Annotated in this window: 13 protein-coding genes; 6 read left to right on the forward strand and 7 right to left on the reverse strand. The window is 42.8% G+C overall.

What is annotated here, in order from left to right:
- Positions 1-993 (forward strand): DUF3843 family protein, encoded by a 993-nt coding sequence (locus BSCG_RS11495; RefSeq protein WP_008650334.1) that lies wholly within the window; start codon positions 1-3, stop codon positions 991-993.
- A 400-nt stretch (positions 994-1,393) separates the two neighbouring features.
- On the opposite strand, the gene BSCG_RS11490 is transcribed toward BSCG_RS11495, so the two are convergent.
- A complete protein-coding gene (locus BSCG_RS11490) occupies positions 1,394-2,230 on the reverse strand; it encodes a hypothetical protein (protein WP_032849567.1) in 837 nt (278 codons plus the stop codon).
- A gap of 95 nt (positions 2,231-2,325) precedes the next feature.
- Between BSCG_RS11490 and BSCG_RS11485 the strand changes: the two genes are divergently transcribed.
- Positions 2,326-3,759, forward strand: coding sequence for a CCA tRNA nucleotidyltransferase (locus tag BSCG_RS11485; RefSeq protein WP_004321787.1), 1,434 nt, complete (start codon positions 2,326-2,328; stop codon positions 3,757-3,759).
- A 213-nt stretch (positions 3,760-3,972) separates the two neighbouring features.
- On the opposite strand, the gene BSCG_RS11480 is transcribed toward BSCG_RS11485, so the two are convergent.
- The 6 genes from BSCG_RS11480 to BSCG_RS11455 form a co-directional block, all read right to left on the reverse strand.
- Positions 3,973-4,416, reverse strand: coding sequence for a VOC family protein (locus tag BSCG_RS11480; RefSeq protein WP_004306829.1), 444 nt, complete (start codon positions 4,414-4,416; stop codon positions 3,973-3,975).
- A 167-nt stretch (positions 4,417-4,583) separates the two neighbouring features.
- On the reverse strand, positions 4,584-6,110 hold the full coding sequence (locus BSCG_RS11475) for an arylsulfatase (RefSeq protein ID WP_004326066.1): 1,527 nt from the start codon (positions 6,108-6,110) through the stop codon (positions 4,584-4,586).
- A 49-nt stretch (positions 6,111-6,159) separates the two neighbouring features.
- Positions 6,160-7,722 carry a sulfatase family protein gene (locus BSCG_RS11470; protein ID WP_004297992.1) on the reverse strand — a complete coding sequence of 521 codons (1,563 nt, stop codon included), beginning with the start codon at positions 7,720-7,722 and terminating at the stop codon, positions 6,160-6,162.
- An 82-nt stretch (positions 7,723-7,804) separates the two neighbouring features.
- A complete protein-coding gene (locus BSCG_RS11465) occupies positions 7,805-8,968 on the reverse strand; it encodes a M24 family metallopeptidase (RefSeq protein WP_004306834.1) in 1,164 nt (387 codons plus the stop codon).
- Positions 8,969-9,199: 231 nt separating this feature from the next.
- Positions 9,200-10,537, reverse strand: coding sequence for an NADP-specific glutamate dehydrogenase (gene gdhA, locus BSCG_RS11460; RefSeq protein ID WP_004310063.1), 1,338 nt, complete (start codon positions 10,535-10,537; stop codon positions 9,200-9,202).
- 199 nt (positions 10,538-10,736) lie between these two features.
- Positions 10,737-12,854, reverse strand: a complete 2,118-nt coding sequence (locus BSCG_RS11455; protein ID WP_008776316.1) for a prolyl oligopeptidase family serine peptidase — start codon at positions 12,852-12,854, stop codon at positions 10,737-10,739.
- A 171-nt stretch (positions 12,855-13,025) separates the two neighbouring features.
- On the opposite strand from BSCG_RS11455, the gene BSCG_RS11450 reads away from it, so the two are divergent.
- The 4 genes from BSCG_RS11450 (at position 13,026) to BSCG_RS11435 (ending at position 22,265) form a co-directional block, all read left to right on the forward strand.
- Positions 13,026-16,001 (forward strand): PEP/pyruvate-binding domain-containing protein, encoded by a 2,976-nt coding sequence (locus BSCG_RS11450; protein ID WP_004306839.1) that lies wholly within the window; start codon positions 13,026-13,028, stop codon positions 15,999-16,001.
- Between the two features lie 293 nt (positions 16,002-16,294).
- On the forward strand, positions 16,295-18,817 hold the full coding sequence (locus BSCG_RS11445; protein WP_004298002.1) for a DUF4493 domain-containing protein: 2,523 nt from the start codon (positions 16,295-16,297) through the stop codon (positions 18,815-18,817).
- 8 nt (positions 18,818-18,825) lie between these two features.
- Complete coding sequence (locus tag BSCG_RS11440; RefSeq protein WP_008998773.1) at positions 18,826-20,097, forward strand: DUF4493 domain-containing protein; 1,272 nt, start codon at positions 18,826-18,828, stop codon at positions 20,095-20,097.
- Entirely contained in the window at positions 20,094-22,265 is a 2,172-nt protein-coding gene (locus BSCG_RS11435) for a DUF4493 domain-containing protein (RefSeq protein WP_004298005.1), read from the forward strand. The genes BSCG_RS11440 and BSCG_RS11435 overlap by 4 nt, the downstream gene beginning before the upstream one ends.
- Positions 22,266-22,272: the final 7 nt, after the last annotated feature.

Here is a 22,272-nt window from a genome sequence, read left to right on the forward strand (position 1 = left end):
ATGAAGCAACAGAAGATATATATGAAAGCATGGCTGGACGCTCACGGTCGTGCAAAAGCAGTGGATACGGATGAATGGTATCTGGATTTCGCTAACCAGCTATTGCCGTTGGTGGCAGATTCTTTTATATATGGTGGGAGAGAGTGGGAGGAAGACCAGAAGCGAGTGGCTTTGACGTGTGCCCTGTATTTGGAAGATTGCGTAGCAGACGGAGGAAATTGGCGTCAGTTTATTCATTGGCACCGGAAAAGCTACGGACATTATTTACCTTTTTACGCACTGACGGGAGAATATTTGCCGGACGAAATTAACCGTGAAGATGTTGTTTTCCTTTTGTGGGCCATCAATTCTCCGGTTGGCGATGATTTTGATGGAGTAGAGAACCCGATGGATGCGGATTTGCTGGAGTTTGCGGATGCGCTTTACAACCGTTTGGATGCTGCGTTCGAATCGGCTCCTATCAGCGATTATCTGGCAACGGACTGGCTGATGGAAACGGAGCTGATGCAAAAGAAGCGGATGCCTCTGCCGGTAGCTTTGCCGGGAGAAAAAATGCCTACCAACGTAGAACGTTTCCTTGAAGCAAGCAAAGGTGAACCGCTTTTATATTTTGACTCTTACGATGCGCTGAAATTTTTCTTTGTGCAATCATTGAAATGGGAGGATGAAGAGGATTCTTTGTTGCCTGACTTAAAGGAGTTCGGTAATTTCGTGGTTTTTGCCAATCCGAAAGGGTTGTTGATCGGTCCTGATGTAGCCGAATATTTTGCAGACAAACGTAATCCGCTCTACAATGCCGAACTGGCTGAAGAGGAAGCATACGAGCTGTTTTGTGAAGAAGGTTTGTGTCCGTTCGATCTGCTGAAATATGGAATGGAACACGATTTGTTGCCGGAAGCACAGTTCCCGTTTGAGAACGGAAAGGAGTTATTGCAGGAAAACTGGGATTTTGTGGCTCGCTGGTTTTTGGGTGAGTATTACGAAGGAGAATAAGAATTATAAGAAATAAGTACTGTTTATATAAGTGCTGTCTATGCCAATCAAAAAAAGTAACAATCCTTTTGCCGGAAAGACAAAGTCTGCAGTCGGTAAAAAGAAGACGACCGGAAAACGGGTCGGAAAATCAAAGCAGGAAAAGGCTAATAATCAGTTGAATAGAAGGATAAAATAAAGGCGTGTAGACCACGCCGTTTTTGGTTATCAGGCTACGCCGTTTGATGATGGCAGACTACGCCTTTTCTCCCTACCAGGAAACGCCTTTTCTCTCACGCAGAGGATTAAGAGTCTCATTATGCATTTGACGGGAATAGTTGTCGTTTATGAAAAATAACAACTATTCCCGTCTATTTTATTATTAACCAATGGCTTTTTCTGGTGGATGGCTTTCCTTTTACTAATCGGTAATTTCTTCCTGTGCTTTCCGTTCTTTCTTCTTATTGATGAATCCGATTTTCAGGTTGGCTTCCTCTTGTTCTTTTTTAATCTGTTCCATGGCCGAGAGGATTTGTGCTAATTCGTAAACACCTGCTGCGGCCTGGCGGTCGGTTGGACTCATTGTCGTTTTATAGGTGCGGTCGCCTATATATTCCACACGGATATTTTTGTCTTTATTGAGATTCAGGAATTCGATCACATTTCCGTCTTCCCCTAGTTTGTAGTCAGCTTTTTCTATTTTCTCGTTTATGTCCGTTGTCTCGTAGCTGTCTTTGGAGCTTGGAGTTTCTGCAAAACTGCCGTCAGGAGCAATCACTTTCACTTTTGTATGGTGAATGTTGCCGGCACCACAGTAGATGGAAGTCATACTCATTATACCTTGCTCGTTCACTTGGAAGCGGAGGTACGAACGGTGCATATTTTTTTCAATGGTCTGTGTAGGCCAGAGGTAGTTGCCGACTTGTTGATATTCGGCATCTTTTTCTAGTTTGAATTTGTCCTTGATGGCATTGAATTCTTCTGTCTTTGCCTGAAAGGCGCTATCCAGGTAAGCAAGCGTTTTTTGCTGTGCCTTTGTTTCAACATCGAGCATCAGTGCCTGTCCCGCCTTACGTGCTTCGAACGCTTTGGGATAGAGAATCTTGATACTGTCAATTTGTAACTTAGCTTCTTCATAGTCGCCACGTTCGTAGGCAGCCTTGGCAACCATCAGTTTTTCATTGGCTTTTTTCTCAAGGCCATTTCCGCAGGCAGCTAATGCCAGCGTACCACAAAAGAGGATAATCAGTTTTTTCATCACAAATTCTATTTACTGGTTTTATTAGCGGCAAAAATACAAATATATCCCTTATTTTTGTAATTTTGTCCCCTCAAAACTTATAACTAAAAAGAATGATAGAGTTGACTCAAGAGGAATTGAAGCAGCATTTTAGCGAACCCATCTTCGGACAGATAGCCGAAACGGCTGATACACTCGGTATGGAGTGTTATGTGGTAGGTGGTTATGTTCGTGATATTTTTCTGCAACGTCCCTCTAAAGATATAGATGTAGTAGTTGTAGGAAGTGGAATTGCAATGGCGGAAGCCCTTGGAAAACAGTTGGGACGTGGTGCTCATGTTTCTGTTTTCAAGAATTTCGGAACAGCACAAGTAAAATATAGAGGCACGGAAGTAGAGTTTGTTGGTGCACGTAAAGAATCTTATCAACGGGATTCGCGTAAACCTATTGTTGAAGACGGCACGCTGGAAGACGATCAGAATCGTCGCGATTTCACGATCAATGCTCTGGCCGTATGTCTCAATAAAGCACGTTTTGGTGAATTGGTAGATCCGTTTGGAGGTTTGGAGGATATGAAGGAAAAGACAATCCGCACTCCCCTCGACCCGGATATTACTTTCAGCGATGATCCCTTGCGCATGATGCGTTGCATCCGTTTTGCTACGCAATTGGGTTTTTACATTGACGATGATACTTTCGAATCGCTTTGCCGGAATAAGGAACGGATTGAAATTATATCCCGTGAACGTATTGCGGACGAACTGAATAAGATTATTCTTTCTCCAATCCCCTCAAAAGGATTTATTGATTTGGAGCGTAGCGGTTTGCTGTCGTTGATTTTTCCGGAATTTGCCGCCTTGCAGGGTGTGGAAACACGGAACGGACGTTCCCATAAGGATAATTTTTATCATACGTTGGAAGTGCTGGATAATATCAGCAAGAAGACTGATAACCTTTGGCTGCGTTGGGCTGCTTTGTTGCACGACATTGCCAAACCTGCCACGAAACGTTGGGAGCCTAAAGCGGGATGGACGTTCCATAATCATAACTTTATCGGTGAAAAGATGATTCCGCATATCTTCCGCAAGATGAAGTTGCCGATGAATGAGAAGATGAAGTATGTACAAAAGCTGGTCAGCCTGCACATGCGCCCGATCGTTATCGCAGATGATGTGGTGACAGACTCGGCTGTACGCCGTTTGCTCTTCGAAGCGGGTGATGACATTGACGACTTGATGATGCTTTGTGAAGCGGATATTACTTCCAAGAATATGGAACGTAAACAGCGTTTCCTGAATAATTTCCAGTTGGTTCGACAGAAACTGAAGGATTTGGAAGAGAAAGACCGTGTCCGTAATTTCCAGCCACCTGTGAGCGGAGAAGAAATTATGGAGATTTTCGGCTTGGAACCTTGTCGTGAGGTCGGAGTCTTGAAGAGTGCTATCAAAGATGCAATCTTGGATGGAGTGATTCCGAATGAATATGAGGCGGCTCATGCTTTCATGCTGGAACGGGCAAAGAAGATGGGAATGACGCCTATTCGCTGATAGAAGGACGGAACATATATAAAATCAGGCATCGTAATCCTATAGTATTCAGACACTGATTTATGCGAATCAGTAGTTGAATTGGAGTAAAACAAGGCAGTATTGAGTGGGATGCCAAGTGAACGTATAAGCCCCATAGTGATGTCACTATGGGGCTTATTGAATGTCTTTTCCGGCTCACTTGTATGGGCACGTTTCTGTTAGCAATATCTCTTATTGAAATTTCTTATCTTCTTCGAGGAGTTCCTGGCTATATTGCTCCCGTGACAGAGGAGTAAAGAGTTCTATCAGATTTTCTTCGGGATCGCGCAGGTACACGGTACGCATCCCCCAATCGGACATATCTGTAGGTTCATTAATAAATGTCACGCCTTTTGCTTTTAGAGCGGCAAAGGTTTCGTCTACGTTATCTACACTGAAGGAGATCATTGATTTTTCGCGCATCCCAACAGGTTGCTGCTTATCTGCATTGCCTGCTGAAGGTGCCATCCAGTCGGATACAAAAAGGGCTAAGCCTTCTATTCCGTCGGCTACTTTAAAGCTGGCGTAGCCGCTGGTTGCATCTCCCCAGGCTGGTTCCAATCCGAGTTGTTCGGTGTAGAATTTGAAGCATTTGGCGAAGTCGTTTACTAATAATCTTACATTGCTGAATTTCATTGTTTACTGATTAGTGGTTCGTAATTTATTACTTATAATCAAAATGCAAATATAATCATTCTATTGGATGGAGTTTCGAAAATCTGTATTTTCCTCAAAACCACATCGGAATGAATGATAACTTGCTTTCCAACTGCTGATTACTCATTATTTCTTTATCTGTGTGTTTATCGTTTGGGCAACGTTACCGAAAAATGAGGATTCGGAGTATGTTGTTCAAAGATGATAGCCTTCATCTTTTCCACGATATCCGGATGTTGGAGTGTTATGTCATGATCCTCATGAATATCTGTTTTTAGATTATAGAGGAACGGTGTTCCTTTTTTCACTACCATTTTCCAATCATCCATGCGTACGGCAATCTGGTCTGTTTCATCAAATTCCCAATACAGAAAATCATGCTTCTTTTGCTTTTTATTACCCAGGAGTGTGGGGGCGAAAGAAATCCCATCGAAATAATCGACTTCTTTTTCCTTATTGCGGTATTTCTTTTCGTAGTCTTTGATACCAATAACTTCGCAGAACGTCGGCATTAAATCATAAAATGCACAGATGTGATCGTTTACTTCGCCTGCAGGTATGTGTCCCGGCCAACGGGCGATAAATGGAATACGTATTCCTCCTTCGTGGCATTGACGTTTCAGTCCGCGTAGTTTTCCGTCTCTGCCGAAGAAAGTAGGATCAGCTCCGCCTTCCTCGTGAGGGCCGTTGTCACTGGAGAAAATAACCAATGTGTTTTCGTCCAGTCCTTTTTCTTTCAGTTTTTTCAAAACTTCGCCCACGTAATAGTCCAGGCGGGTAATCATTCCGGCAAATTGGGCGTGTGTATGCGTGATGGCGTTGTATCGTGAGCCTTCGCTTCCCTTAAATTCTTTATCCGGGTTGAATTTAGCTTTGTATTCATTCAGGATAGAATCTTCCGGCTGAACGAGTTCCGCATGAGGTAAGGTGTAAGTCAATACGCCGAAAAACGGTTGTTTGCCGTCTTGCTGATCCAGCCACTCCAATGCTTTCTGGTGAATCATGTCGGCCGAATATTGCGGACGTTTCAGGTAGTCGGGACCATACATCGGATATTGGATGTTTTCATCCATCACTACACGTACCACTCCGGTGTCACCCAATGCTTTACTATAACGGTTCAGGAAATTGGGATAATAAAGATGAGCTTGAAACTGACAGATATAACCGTAGTATTCGTCTATCCCCCGTTTGTCGGGAGTGGAACAGGAACCTTCGTAACCTCCGGCCCATTTACCGAACATACCTGTGGTATAGCCGTTATCTTTCATTATCTCCGGCAGGATTACGTGGTCGGGATCATAAGGGTGTTGCCCCACTATTGAGTATTCTTTATTCTGTCCATATTCCACGATCGGTGCATTTTTCCAGTACTCCTTGTTACCTCGTACTTCACAATGGCCTGAATGTTGTCCTGTCATGAATGAAGCTCTGGAAGGGGCGCTGACGGGACTTCCTGCGTATGCTTGCGTAAAACGCATTCCTTCACCGGCCATGGCGTCTATATGAGGGGTACGGATAAATGGTTGACCGTAGCATCCTAAGTCTCCATATCCCATATCGTCACAAAGGATGAAGAGGATATTGGGCTGGGTATTTTTTTTCTGTCCGTTGGCAGATAGGGTAGATAGGAGCAGGGCACTGCCTATCAACGGGATTGATTGATAATTCATGATATTGTTGTCATTAAAATAAAAGCGTTTCAGTGTTTCATATCTGGAATTATTTCCCGATTAAGTCCTTTCCTTCGCGTACGCTTTGAAGGATACTTTGCAGTTCTGCCACTTTCTCCGGCATATTCTTTGCATAGTTGGTTACCTCTTTCACTTCTTTCATCTTATAAAGCTGGGGTTCTTTAGAGTTTCCGGTTTCTATCTTCGGTCCCCATTGAATCATTTTCGGTCCGTCATTCGGTTCGATGTATTTCCAGTCTTTGGTGCGGACAGAAAGCGTGTGATTAGAAGCCTGCTCTATTACCCACGGGCGGTCTGTCTTTTCTTTACCCAGCCAACTTCCCAGATAGTTGTAACTATCCGGTGCGGTATTCTTAGGCATCGTAGCTCCGGTCAGGGAAGCGAGAGAGGCGAGCCAGTCCACTTGTGAAACCAATAAGTCTGAAGTCATTCCTTTTTTTACTCCTGCAGGCCAGCTGACGATGGCAGGAATACGGGTTCCTCCTTCAAAGGCACTATATTTGTTGCCCCGTAGTGGTCCCGCAGGACTATGACCGTTGAGTAGTTCTTCTGCTTTGTCATCGTATCCGTCGTCTACTACCGGGCCGTTGTCACTTGAAAGAATAATGAGTGTATTTTCTCTTAATCCCAGTTTTTCGAGTGTATTCAGGATTTCACCGACACAATAATCGAACTGTACGATAGCATCGCCTCTTAATCCCATCGGATTTTTTCCTCTGAAACGGTCGTGAGGAAAGCGGGGCACATGTACGTCATTGGTGGCAAAGTAGAGAAAGAAAGGTTTGTTTTGGTTTTCCTCGATGAATTGAATGGCGTGTGTGGTAAGTGAATCAGCAATGTTTTCGTCTTTCCAGAGCGCCTTTCCACCGCCTTTCATAAAACCGATGCGTGAAATTCCATTAACGATCGACATGTCGTGACCGTGACTTGGCTTGAGGTTATAAAGTAATTCAGGATTACTTTTTCCGGTAGGTTCACCCTCGAAGTTCTTTTGATAACTGACTTCGATGGGAGCACTCGGATCATAGTTGGCTACTTTCCCGTTTTCGATGTATACACAGGGTACACGGTCGGCTGTGGCTGCCATAATGTAATGATAGTCGAAACCTAAATCGCCCAGTGCGCACGGTAACGGAGCATTCCAGTCTTGAGTGGCGGTTTGATCTCCGAGTCCCAGATGCCATTTGCCTACTGCGGCAGTGGTGTAACCGACACTTTTGAACATATCTGCCATGGTGTATTGTTCGGGACGGATAATCATTCCGGCATTTCCTGCCGCTACATCCGTTCCTTCTTTGCGCCATGCGTATTCTCCGGTTAGCATGGAGTAGCGGGAAGGGGTGCTGGTGGCGGCTGTTGCATGAGCATTGGTGAAAAGGATTCCCGATTTTGCCAGTCGGTTGACGTTGGGTGTCTGTACGTTTTTAGCTCCGTAACATTCCAGATCGCCGTAGCCGAGATCGTCGGCATAGATAAATACAACGTTGGGTGTTTTTGACTTTGTCGGTGTGGTGTTTTCCGGTGCTTTATTGGCGGCTGTTGCAGCACAGGCAACAGAGGATACAAGGGTTAGAATGAAAGGTTGTTTCATTGGTTTTGGGGGTTAAGTGTGTTATTATTAGTAGAAAAAGATGTGCCTGTTCTTTGCCGGACACATCTTTTTCATCGTCTGTTTAACTTAATTCAATGATTTCTTCATTGCAGTTCGTCAGTTTTTCTATTCCTTCGTTGGTCACTACCCAAGAGTTCTCGATACCTACGGGACCTACACCCGGAATAACGATTTTCGGTTCGAGGGCAAAGACCATACCCGGTTCTAATTGTTGCTTTATGCGGGGAGCCAGTACCGGAGCTTCGTTAATTTCAAGCCCGATGCCGTGACCGATAAATTTGGCTTGTTGTCCTGTTCCCATAAATTTGTCGGCAAATCCGGCTGCTTTGACCACTTCGACTGCTGTGTCGTAAAGCACTTCACAGGCAATACCCGGTCTGGCAATGGAAGCAATTTTTTCTTGGATATCCAGACAAACCTGATGGGCGGTGTAAGCTTCTTCGGGCAGTTTGCCGATGGAGAATACACGGCTCATATCGTTCATGTAACCGTTGAAGTTGCCACCTAAGTCCACCATAACGCTTTGTCCCTCTTTTAACGGAGTTTTATTTGCTCCTCCCGGCAAGGCAGGATCAAGTCCCTGACCGCCTAAGGCAAAATCATAAGGAGAGGGGTAACCGGCATTATCTCCGGTCAGTACGCTACCCATGAATATTTCCATACTGCGTCCGAATACCCGGAAAATTCCGAGGCAACCTTGCAGGCGCATCAGGCGTTCTATTTCGATGGAAAATTCAATATCCGTCATACCGGGACGATAAACACCAGGAATCTGCTCATAAGCCTTTGCATGAGCAATGCCGGAGCGGCGGAACATTTCAATTTCTACAGGTGTTTTCACGCTGCGTGCCTGGCGAATCAACGGGGTACCATTTACCACTTCCGCTTCCGGGAAGAGACCGGCCAGACGACAATATTCCGTATAAGGAAGTTCGTCACCTTCTAACATCAGTTTGGTTGGCATCGGTAATCCTTGTTCTTTCAGCAGATCAACAATTTGTTCCGGTTTGCGGATAGAGAATGAGTGCTCTCCTGTGATGTTATTAGGACGTTTAAAAAATAATAGTGCAGGCGAATGAAGGGGGAGGTAAAGATAGCCACTGACTACACAGCCATACGTGTAAATTAAATTTGCATTACACGTGATAAGTGCGGCGTCAATGCCCTGCGACACCATCAGACTGCGAATTTTGTCACGGCGAAATTTCAATTCGGGTTGTAGCATTTTTTATTTATTACTTGATTATTAATTACAAAACCAATAATGGTAAATTATTAGTTGTGAGTTGTTTATCGCATATAACAAATTCACAAACTATTATTTAACCTATCATGCTACAAAGATAATTAATTCCAGCGAAAATAATGTTAATCTCAAAAAAATAGCGCTACCCGCGTCCTGTCACAGGAGACGAGCAGCGCAAACCACAAATACAAATACAACTAAACAAAGTCCTTAAATAACGCCTTGTCCCATCATTGCGTGAGCTACTTTCATAAATCCGGCAATGTTGGCACCCTTCACATAATTAATGTATCCGTCGGGTTCCGTGCCGTATTTCACGCATTGTGCATGGATGCCGTGCATGATTGCATGGAGTTTTTCGTCCACTTCGGCGGCACTCCAGCTAAGGTGCATTGCGTTTTGAGACATTTCCAGACCGGAAGTGGCTACACCACCTGCGTTGACCGCTTTACCGGGAGCATACATCGTCTTATGTTCAATGAAAAGATCGATAGCTTCAGGGGTACATCCCATATTGGAAATTTCTCCGACGCAAAGTACGTCATTTTTTATGAGATTTTGAGCATCTTCTCCATTTAATTCGTTCTGGGTGGCGCAAGGAAGTGCGATGTCTGCTTTCACTTCCCACGGGCGTTTTCCTTCTACGAAGGTTGCGTTCGGATACTGTTCAGCATAAGGAGCCACAATATCGTTACCCGAAGAACGAAGTTCGAGCATATAGTCAATTTTTTCACCACTGATACCATCCGGATCGTAGATATATCCGTCCGGACCGGAAATCGTAATCACTTTTGCACCCAGTTCGGTAGCTTTAGTAGCTGCTCCCCAGGCAACGTTGCCGAAACCGGAGATTGCCACTGTCTTACCTTTTATATCGATCCCTTTTGCCTGAAGCATCTGATTGACAAAATACAGTCCTCCAAAACCAGTAGCTTCCGGACGAATCAATGAACCGCCGAATTCTAATCCTTTACCAGTGAATGTACCGGTAAATTCACGAGTCAGTTTCTTGTACATGCCGAACATATAGCCCACTTCACGTCCTCCTACGCCGATGTCACCGGCAGGCACATCCATGTCCGGTCCGAGATGACGCCACAACTCCAGCATAAATGCCTGGCAGAAACGCATGATTTCAGCATCACTCTTTCCGCGTGGAGAGAAATCGGAACCGCCTTTACCGCCACCCATAGGCAAGGTAGTCAGTGCATTCTTGAATGTTTGTTCGAAACCGAGGAACTTCAAAATGGAAAGATTAACGGATGCATGGAAACGGATACCACCTTTATATGGGCCTATCGCATTATTGAATTGTACACGATAGCCGAGATTGGTCTGTACCTCGCCTCTATCGTCTACCCATGTCACACGGAAAGTGAAGATACGGTCAGGTTCTACCAATCTTTCTATGATTTTAGCTTTTTCAAATTCAGGATGTTGATTGTATATATCTTCGATAGAAAGAAGAACTTCCTTCACTGCCTGAAGATATTCAGATTCACCGGGATGCTTAGCCTCCAAAGAGGACATGATTTTCTGGATGTTCATGATACTATATTTTAAAAGGTTAATTCTGATAAAATGTCAACTAACTCACTGCAAATATAGGAAAATTTTTCAGATGTGATTGATTTTATGCCATTGTTTTGATTAAATAATGATAAAATGATAGTAGAAAAAGCATTAGGTATCAAGTATTCAGTGCTAATACTTAATACTTGATACCTGAATTTAATACTTTGTACTTTTACTTCTTAAAATCCGGCTTCATGTCCAAATTGTACATGATGAAACCGTAGATGTCTGCCTGTTCTTCAAGTACTTTTGCCATCGGTTTGCCTGCACCGTGACCTGCTTTGCTGTCGATGCGGATCAGTGTCGGGTTTGTACCGTCGTTGTCTGCTTGCAGCGTAGCGGCAAACTTGAATGAATGGGCGGGAACCACACGGTCGTCATGGTCGGCAGTGGTCACTAGTGTTGCCGGATATTTCGTGCCCGGTTTCAGGTTGTGCAATGGAGAATAGCCTTTGAGGTATTCAAACATTTCTTTGCTGTCTTCGCTTGTTCCGTAATCGCTTGCCCAGTTCCAACCGATAGTAAATTTATGATAGCGAAGCATATCCATCACGCCTACCTGCGGAATTGCTACACGGAACAGGTCCGGACGCTGTGTCATGCAGGCACCTACTAGCAGACCACCGTTGGAGCCACCTACAATGGCGATTTTGTCTTTATTCGTATATTTTTCGTTGATAAGATATTCGGCAGCAGAGATGAAGTCGTCGAATACATTCTGCTTCTGCATCTTAGTTCCGGCTACGTGCCAGTCTTCACCGTATTCGCTGCCACCACGCAGGTTGACTTGTGCGTAGATACCGCCATTTTCGAGGAATGGGATGCGCATTGCACTGAAACCCGGGTTGAGGCTGATGCCGAAACCACCGTATCCGTAGAGGAATACAGGATTTTTGCCGTCTTTCTTCAGATCTTTCTTATAGGTAAGGAACATCGGGACTTTTACACCGTCTTTGCTGGCAAAGAATACTTGTTCCGTCACAAAATCATCCGAGTTGAACTGTACTTTCGGTGCACGGTATAGTTCGTAGGTGTTCTGGTCCATATCATATTTGTAAGTGGCACCCGGAATGGTGAATGAAGTGAATCCGAAGAAACATTCTTTATCGTCTTTGTTGCCGCTAAAGCCTACCGAACCGAGTGAAGGCAGTTGGATTTCCTGAATTTGTTTGCCGTCGAGGCCGTAAACGTATGCATGGTTCGAAGCATCTTTGTCGTAAGTAAGGAACAGTTTGCCACCGATCACTTCTGCGTTTGAAAGAACGGCTTCCGATTCGGGAACGAGTTCTTTCCAGTCCTCCAGTTTCGGACGGTTGATGTCGGCTACCATGATCCGGTTTTTCGGTGCGCCATAGTTAGTATAAATATAAATCTGGTCGCCGAACACTTCAATCGGGTAGTATTGGTAGTCGAGGTCGGTAGTCAGTTGGATAAAAGGAGAATTCGGATTTTTCAGGTCCCTTATAAATAAGTTGTTGCCTCTTCCGGCACCGGATTCTGTGAGGAAGAGAATACGTTCGTCTTCGCTGGTGCTGGCTGTATAGAAACGTTTCGGATAAGCCGGATTCTGATAAATCAGTTTATCTTTCGATTGCGGTTCACCTATTTTGTGATAATAGATTTTGTGCTTTTCGTTTACGTTGGAGAATTCTTTTCCTTTGGCGGGAGCATCGTAGGCGCTGTAGTAGAATCCGTCTCCTTGCCAGGCGGCACCGGTAAATTTGGCCCATTCGATGTGCTCTTCCAATAACTTGCCACTTTCAGTGTCCATGACAAATATTTCAGACCAATCCGATCCGCTGCGTGAGATACTGTAAGCGGTATATTTGCCATCGTTTGAGAAGTAAAGACCGGTCAGTGCCACTGTGCCATCGTCCGAGAGCTTGTTCGGGTCGAGGAAAACGCGAGGCTCGCCGTCCAGTGAATCCTGTACGTAGAATACACTCTGGTTTTGCAGGCCATCATTTTTACTGAAGTAATATTTGCCATGTTTCTTGATTGGCGCACTGATCTTCTCGTAATCGGCCAGTGTGGTCAATCGTTTCAACAAGTTTTCCCGGAATGGAATCTGACTTAGATACTCATTCGTTACTTTGTTTTGTGCTTCTACCCAGGCAGTAGTAGCTGCACTGGTGTCATTTTCCAGCCATCTGTAAGGGTCGGGAACTTGTGTACCGAAGTACACGTCTACGGTGTCTACCTTTGCCGTCTCGGGGTAGACTAGCTTTTTCTGTTGGGGAGCGCATGACATCACCATGATTCCACTCATTAATAAAGTTACTTTTTTCATGTGAATAAAAAGTCTTTTTGAATAAACTTAAAGTTACAAATCTACAAAATAATAAGAGATAAACAAGTAAACTTTATAAAGAAGATGGTGGAAAATGAGATTTAAAGAATTAACTTTGCAAAATGTGATTCTGCAGATAGACGATTTGAAATAAGAAAGGAGAATGACTTTATGCTTAGTAAATATAAATTAAACCAGCTTTACTTCAAAGATACACAATTCGCTAACTTGATGACAAGGCGGATTTTTAACGTGTTATTAATCGCTAATCCTTACGATGCTTTCATGTTGGAGGATGACGGGCGCATTGATGAGAAGATTTTCAATGAATACACTTCTTTGTCTCTGCGCTATCCACCTCGTTTCTCGCAGGTATCTACGGAGGAGGAAGCATTGTCACAGTTGGAAAATATGTCGTTCGACCTGGTGATTTGTATGCCGAGCACGGGGGATAATGACAGTTTCGATATCGGCCGTCACATTAAAGAGAAATACGAGCATATTCCTATCGTCATACTGACTCCTTTTAGCCATGGTATTACCAAACGGATTATCAATGAAGATTTAAGTGCGTTCGAATATGTGTTCTGCTGGTTGGGTAATACCGACCTGTTGGTGTCTATCATTAAGTTGATAGAGGACAAGATGAATCTGGAACACGATGTACAGGAGGTCGGTGTGCAGCTGATTCTTTTGGTGGAAGATGGCATTCGTTTCTATTCTTCCATTTTGCCGAATCTGTATAAGTTCGTGTTGAAGCAGAGTCAGGAATTCTCTACCGAAGCCTTGAATGCACACCAGCGTACGCTCCGTATGCGCGGACGTCCTAAAATAGTGTTGGCACGTACGTATCAGGAGGCGATGGAGATCTATCATAAGTATCAGAATAATATATTGGGGGTAATCACTGACGTCCGTTTCCCGAAAGTGGAACGGGGAGAGAAAGACGGTCTGGCAGGTATCAAGCTGTGTGCGGAGATACGTAAGAATGATCCGTTTGTTCCTTTGATTATTCAGTCTTCCGAATCTGAAAATTCGTCTTATGCAGCCAAGTATGGTGCCAGCTTTATCGATAAGAACTCCAAGAAGATGGACGTTGATTTGCGCCGTATCGTCTCCGATAATTTTGGTTTTGGTGATTTTATTTTCCGCAATCCGGATACCGGGGAGGAGATTGCCCGCGTCCGGAATTTGAAGGAGCTGCAAAACATTCTTTTTGCCGTACCTGCGGAATCTTTCTTATATCATATCAGCAGGAATCACGTGTCGCGTTGGTTTTATTCACGTGCCATGTTCCCGGTGGCTGAATTTTTGAAACCGATAACCTGGAATAGTCTTCAGGATGTGGATGCTCACCGTAAAATCATCTTTGAGGCGATTGTGAAGTATCGTAAGATGAAGAACCAGGGAGTCGTGGCGGTCTTTAAGCGCGACCGCTTCGACCGTTATTCTAACTTTGCCCGTATCGGGGATGGCTCTCTCGGAGGAAAAGGGCGTGGGCTGGCATTTATTGATAATATGGTGAAGCGTCATCCGGAGTTTGACGAGTTTGAAAATGCGCGTATTGCTATTCCGAAAACAGTGGTGCTTTGCACGGATGTCTTTGATGAGTTCATGGACACCAACAATCTGTATCAGATTGCGTTGTCGGATGCGGATGATGCCACGATTTTAAAATATTTCCTGAAGGCAAAGTTGCCGGACCGGTTGATAGAGGACTTTTTCACTTTCTTCGATGTCGTGAAGTCTCCGATTGCCATTCGGTCTTCTTCCTTGTTGGAGGATTCTCACTATCAACCGTTTGCCGGAATTTACAACACTTACATGATTCCTTATCTGGACGACCGCTATGAAATGTTGCGGATGCTTTCCGATGCCATCAAAGGGGTGTATGCTTCGGTTTATTTCCGTGACAGCAAAGCGTATATGCAAGCTACGTCGAATGTAATCGATCAGGAGAAAATGGCTGTTATCTTACAGGAAGTAGTTGGCAATCAGTATGGTGACCGTTATTATCCTTCCATGTCCGGTGTGGCACGCTCGCTCAATTATTATCCGTTGGGGAATGAAAAGGCAGAAGAGGGAACGGTGAATCTGGCTTTGGGATTAGGAAAATATATTGTTGACGGTGGCATGACCCTTCGTTTTTCTCCTTATCATCCTAATCAGGTGTTACAGACCAGCGAAATGGAAATTGCTCTCAAGGAGACTCAAACCCGTTTCTATGCATTGGATTTGAAAAATGCCGGACATGATTTTTCTATCGACGATGGTTTTAATTTGCTGAAACTTCATGTCAAAGAGGCAGAAAGTGACGGTGCTCTGCGTTATATTGCTTCTACCTACGATCCGTACGATCAGATCATTCGTGATGGTTTATATCCGGGAGGACGTAAGGTGATTACTTTTGCTAATATCCTGCAACATGATGTTTTTCCGTTAGCTCGTATTCTGCAGTTAGTATTGAAATATGGTGAACAGGAGATGCGCCGTCCGGTTGAAATTGAATTTGCTGCAACGTTAAGTCGCGAACATGATAAATCCGGAACTTTCTATCTATTGCAGATTCGTCCTATCGTAGACAGCAAAGAAATGCTGGACGAAGATTTGAACGAGATTCCTGATGAGAATGTGATTCTCCGTTCGTATAATTCATTGGGACACGGCATTATGAATGAGGTATATGATGTGGTTTATGTAAAAACGGACAATTATAGTGCCTCCAATAATCAGACGATTGCTTGGGAGATAGAAAAGATCAATCAACAGTTCCTGAACGAAGGAAAGAACTATATATTGGTTGGTCCGGGACGCTGGGGGAGCAGTGATGCATGGCTTGGTATTCCGGTGAAGTGGCCTCATATTTCAGCTGCCCGTGTGATTGTGGAAGCCGGTCTGACTAATTACCGGGTAGATCCCAGTCAGGGGACACACTTTTTCCAGAATCTGACTTCTTTCGGGGTAGGGTATTTCACGATCAACGCCTTTATGAATGATGGAGTATATAATCAGGATTTCCTCAATGCGCAACCGGCAGTGCAGGAAACGAACTATCTCCGTCACGTTCGCTTTGAAAAGCCTGTGGTAGTCAAGATGGACGGCAAAAAGAAGTTGGGAGTGGTCTTGATGCCAGGTGTCGATAAATAAGCTTTATTAACGTTTTAACTATTACATAATGAAGTTCTGTTTTTCATCTGAAAGGCAGAACTTTTATGTTATATCTCTTAAAAAAATGTTTTATTTTTCATATTCTAGGCCTTAATTGTGGTCTTCTTTTCATATTCGGAAATAAAACTTTCTTTAGATACTTTATTATAAAGAAATAAAACTGTATTTTTGCGGCTAGTTTACAAGATAGCACCTGTATATTAGGTATTTAAGCTTATCTTTGATTTCAGAGAGAGGGACTCCGTATTATTTAAAGGCGTATTTAATTCGGTATGAAGGGTATTTTGAAGTTTATTTTATTTTTAGAGATTGTATTGTTGTGCAGTTGTGTAAACGATGAAAAGCGTTCGGGTGCCTTTGGCGGAATGAGCTTGCATCTATCCGCAAATTCTTCGGTGACAGATGTTACGACACGCTCGAGTGAGGAAGTACTGCCTTCCATACAAGATTTCTCTATTTCTGTGTTGCAAGGTGACAAAGTGCAGGCTTCCTGGGATAAGTTGAGTGACTATGATGAAGACACTACTTTTCCGGTAGGAAGTTATACCTTGAAAGCTTTCTATGGTGACATTGAGAAGGAAGGCTTTGATTCTCCTTATTATGAGGGTACTACCGATTTTAACATCCGTGGTGGCGAGACTACTCCTGTGGAAACTACTTGTAAGTTGGCCAATACTAAAATAAGTATTGAATACACGGATGATTTCAAACAGTATTTTAAGACTTATTCTTCTACCGTACAGGCAGAGTTGGGAAGTGAAGTTTCTTTTTCGTCCGGAGAAACACGTGCTGCTTATGTGAAGCCGGGTAGAATTTCAGTAAAACTGACTTTCACGAAAGTGAATGGCGGACTAAGTCCGACTACTATTGAAGTGGCTACCATTGAGGAGGCGTTAGCTCAACATCATTATCATTTGCAAATGAATGTGGACGCTGGTAAAGCCATGTTGAGCATTGTTTTTGACCGTGTAACGGAAGTCAGACCCATTACTTTGGATATTTCGGATAAAGCATTGAATATTAAACCTCCTTATTTCACATTGACCGGATTTGAGAAAACAAGTAATGATGGTAATCAGTGGGACGGTAATCCGATTGAATCGAATCAGTTATCGGCTTTGTTGACTTCTTTGGGCGGTTTTACGAAATGTATTCTTAGAACTACTTCTCCTAATTTACCCGATTGGCCGGAGGAAGGATTTAATCTGGCGGCACTTACTCCTGAAGATCAAGCATTGCTGGACAAATCAGGTGTGAAGTTGATTGGCTTTGGTATTAATCAGGATCAGATGGGTATTATTAATTTTACTGGTTTGATTCCTAATCTGAATATCACGGATAATAATGATACTCATTTATTCTATTTGAGTGCCACTAGTACTTATGGTAAGCAAAGTGAAGATTATGTGTTGAATATAACAACGCCTAAGAACTTTATGTTGCTGCCTACGGAGCCTGTGAAGATGAAGAGTAAAGAAGTGACGATTCCGGTGAAACTGAAAGAAGGCAATCCGCAGAATATTAAGCTCTATTATCGTTATTATGGTGTGATGACTTTGATTAACAATACGGTTATCACTCCGATAGAAGGAAAAGAAGGATATTACAATATAAAAGCAAGTGGTATTGATATGGGAGTTGTAGCCAAAGACTTCCAGGCTGAATATAATGGTTTGAAATCAGCCATCGTTTCCGTAGCTGTTATTATACCTTCTTATAGTGTTATCCTCGAACCGTTTGATGTGTGGTCATACACGGCTGAAATGACGATTATACCTGAATATGCCGAAGATATGTCTAATGTGATGAGTGCTATTGAAGCATATATTTCTTTGAATGGAAGTACGTGGACGAAAGTGGATGCCAAAGATTTGAAACTGGATGTAACCACTGGAAAGGCTGTCATTTCAGGACTTACTCCGGGAACTACTTATTATTTCAGAACGACTTGTGATGATGGTACGACTTATTCAATTCCTGTTATGCAGGCAACAGAGAGTGTAATACAGCTTCCGGATTTCACGCAGGGATGGGGTAAGACAATCTTTAGTGGAACTATTAATAAAGGAGGAAAGTATACTCATGGTGCTTTTGGAACTTATAAATTTGATACAACAGATTTGACTGTTTTTGATTTAGATGGAAATGGGGCTTGGGTTACTGTTAATCAGAAAACTGTACCAACTAGTGGCAATCTAAATTCTTGGTATATGGTTCCTTCTAGCATCAAACAAAATAATGGTGTTTTAATGCGCAATGTTGCATGGACCATGACTTCAGCAGATCCTCCAGGGAAAAGTGCTTTGTTTGGAAATAGCTTAACTGATCTTACGCCTCCTACGCATGGTCATCGTTCTGCCGGTAAGCTTTTCTTGGGAAGTTATAGTTATAACCATTCTACTAATGTCGAAATCTATAATGAAGGTATATCCTTCACTTCCCGTCCGATAAAGCTAAAGGGTACTTATACTTATGTAGCTAATAACGATCAGGGCGGTATTGTAACTGTAATAGTAGAAAACCGCGAAGGAGGACAAACATTAAAGCTGGCCGAAGGTAGTGAAGTCTTAACAGCGACGAGTTCTCAAAAGGACTTCACGGTGGACTTAACTTATAATACGATGTTTGAGAAAAAAGCGACTCATTTAAGAGTGATGTTTGCCTCTTCTTCCAATGCTTCAAACACTCAAAGTGTTGAAGACAGTAAGATTAAAACAACGGATAATAAGGGTGAAGCTGTTTCTACTGGTAGTGAATTGTATATAGATAAAAATATAATATTAGAATATAAGTAATGAGTAATATGAAAGCAATAAAAAAACTCGTTTTTATATGTTTGGCAAGCATCTTAGGTTTATGCAGTGCTTGTATGAATGATAACCCTGATTTTGGAAGGGACGACGAAGGAACCGGGAATACAAATCAAGGCGAAGGACAGGTAAGACTTGCGGGAACAAGTGTTTCTGTTTCTGTGGATGTGCTGTCACGTGCGGACGGTAAAGCAATCAATACAGATGATTATATCATTCGGATTTATTCAACTGATAATAATTTATTGGTAAAGGAATATACAAGATATAGAGATATGCCGGAGATCTTGACCTTGAATGTGGGTAACTATAAGATTGAAGCATTATCACATGACGTAAAACCTGCTGAATGGGAAAAACCTTTCTATAAAGGAACCCAGACTTTTACAATAAAGAAAGATGAGGTTACATCGGTTGATGTAATTAAATGCTTCTTGCAGAATATAATGGTGACAGTCGATCTCAATGATGATTTGAAGCAGAAAGTCGGTGGTGACCAATCCATTACAATAAAAGTCGGTACAGGTGAACTGACTTTTAATAATAACGATATTGGAAGTGGACGTGCCGGATTCTTTGAAGCTGCCGAAGTAAGCAATATCATTATTGTTCATTTCCAGGGAACGGTAGATGGGGAATGGACAGAAGAGCAAACCAGTTTCAGCAATGTGAAAGGTGGAGAGCACCGGAACATTGTGTTTAATCTGGAGATACCTTCAGTGGGTGACATGGGATTAAGCGTAAAGCTGGATGCGGTATGTAAGAAAGTGGATTTGCTTGCTTGGGCTAATCCGGGAGCAGAAGATATATTGCCGGAAGATCCATCTGTAAATCCTGGTACAAGTGCACCGACAATCGTAGGACAAGGTTTCAATATAATGGATGAGATAGAAGTCGAGAAAGACGAAACCAAAACTATTATTGTTAATATCACGGCAGATAATGGCATTCAAAATTTGAAAGTGAAGATTGATTCGGAGACTTTGACGCCTGAAATTCTGAAGTCGGTAGGCTTGTCTTCCGAATTTGATTTGGCACATCCTGCAAATGCTGATTTGGAGAAAGCGTTGAAGAGCTTAGGTTTCCCGGTGGGCAGTGAAGTGATCGGAGTGAAATATTTGGTGTTTGATATTACACAGTTTACCCCGCTACTCGGATTGTATGGACTTGCTTCTCATAATTTTATTATTACCGTTGTCGATCAGGCAAATAATACGAGAACAGCTACTTTAGCATTGAAATCAATAGCAAAGAAAACAGAATGAAAAAACTGATACATATATTAGTCATAGCTTTCATTGTTGGACTTGTTTGTGTCTCCTGCCGTGAAAGTGATCTGACAAATAATGGAGAGGGTGCATTATCTTTAAAGATAGGTGTTCAACGTGAATTACCCACTGTTTCTGCCGGAAAAACGAGAGCTACGCTTACCGATGAAGAATTGCTTCAGAAGTGTAAAGTGTATATCCGTAACGCGGAGGGCTTGGTGCGTAAATTCGCCACTTTGGATGAAATGCCGGAACAAATACTGTTAGTTCCCGACAATTATAAAGCGGAAGTTACTGCGGGTGATTCTGTAGCTGCATCTTTTACCGATTCTTATTTCAAGGGGACGAAAGAGTTTACAATTTCAAAAGGGACGGCTATTTCGGAATCAGTAGTGTGTGGCATTCGCAATACAGTAGTCAGTCTGGTTCTGTCTGACGAATTACAGGAGGCATTTCCTACTTATAAAATTACGGTGAGTAACCGATTGGGAACCTTGGAATATACACAGGATAATATATCCCAGCTTGGATATTTTATGCTGTTGGATGATGAAAACCAATTAAGATGGAATTTTGTTGGGCAACTTAACGGCAGTGAAACAGAAATAACCAAAAGTGGAGTTATTAATTTGGTGCGGAAAGCAACCAGATATGATTTGACTTTTAGTAATTCTTCCTCTGAAGTGGGTGGTGGCATGATTTCTGTAAATGTGGTTGAGACAGCTTTGACGACGGATGAGAAAGTAGATATACTAGCACGTCCTGTTATTAAGATAATCGAGAATGATCAGATTTATGAGTTGGATAATGCAGTTTATCGTGCGCAATTCGACAAGGAAACACCTATTGTTGTGCGGATGGCTGCCAGTGTGCCTTTTACTGAACTGAAAGTGACGAGTGCGGATTTTGCACGGTTGGGAATTACCCATTTTTCTTCTTTCGACTTGATGGAATTGACTGAAGTTCAGATAAGAGAACTGGATAATCTTGGATTTAGTATCCAATTTAATGCGGATATGACAAAGGTTCAGTTTGCATTTAAGGAAAACTTGAGAGAGATAATGACTAATTCGATTGACGACGGTAATAACACCTATCGATTTGACATTGAAGTAAGGGACCGGAATGGAAAAGATAGAGCGAAAACGTTGACGGTTATCGCTACAGATGCTTTGGTTGCTACCGAGGATATTGCTACACAGAACGATATTTGGTCAACAAAAGCCACTCTGTATGGTAGTCTGGTTGCTTCAGTTACAGAAATGAATTTCCGTTACCGGGCGCTTGGTTCCAATGACTGGATGTATTCGAATCAGGCTGTGTTGAATAATAAAATATTTACGAGTCAAATAACCGGACTTGAACCTGGTATAACCTATGAATATCAGGCAATGGCTGGTACTGTTGCAGCGAAAGAAACAAAACAATTCACTACAGAAGCTCCTGCGCAATTACCGAATGCCGGGTTTGAAGACTGGCATGGAAGTTCTCCTCTTTATATTTATAAGAGTGGTGGAGAAATGTTCTGGGATAGTGGTAATACGGGTTCTGCTACATTGAATAAGAATGTGACAACGTATGACGCAACCATTAAGCACAGCGGGAATTATTCTGCAAAATTACAGTCTCAATATGTGGCTCTTTTTGGAATTGGTGCTTTTGCTGCCGGAAATGTATTTGTTGGGAAGTTCCTGAAAATAGATGGAACAGACGGTATCTTACGGTTTGGACGTCCTTTCACTTCACGTCCATCGAAATTGGTGCTTTATTATAGATATGTAGCTGGTACGGTGGACTATTCAACATTGAGTGAGTTGCCGAAAAACAGTAAAGACATGGGCTCTATTTATATAGCATTGGGTGACTGGCCACATCAGACTTTTGAAGGAGAAACGGATATACCGGTACTTGTTAAGACAAAGCCTGCTGACAGGCAGCTTTTTGATTCAAATTCTTCGAATGTGATAGGCTATGGAGAGTGTATTCTTAAAGAGTCGACGGAGGGTGAAGGATTGATTAAACTGGAGATCCCGATTAACTATCGCTCTAACCGTAAACCGACTGATATTATTTTAGTGGGTAGTGCAAGTAGATATGGAGATTATTTTACCGGAAGTACGGGCAGTACTTTGTGGCTTGATGATTTGGAATTAATTTATGAATAAGCAAAGT

The organism is Bacteroides sp. 2_2_4 (assembly GCF_000157055.1).
GTDB classification, from domain to species: domain Bacteria; phylum Bacteroidota; class Bacteroidia; order Bacteroidales; family Bacteroidaceae; genus Bacteroides; species Bacteroides ovatus.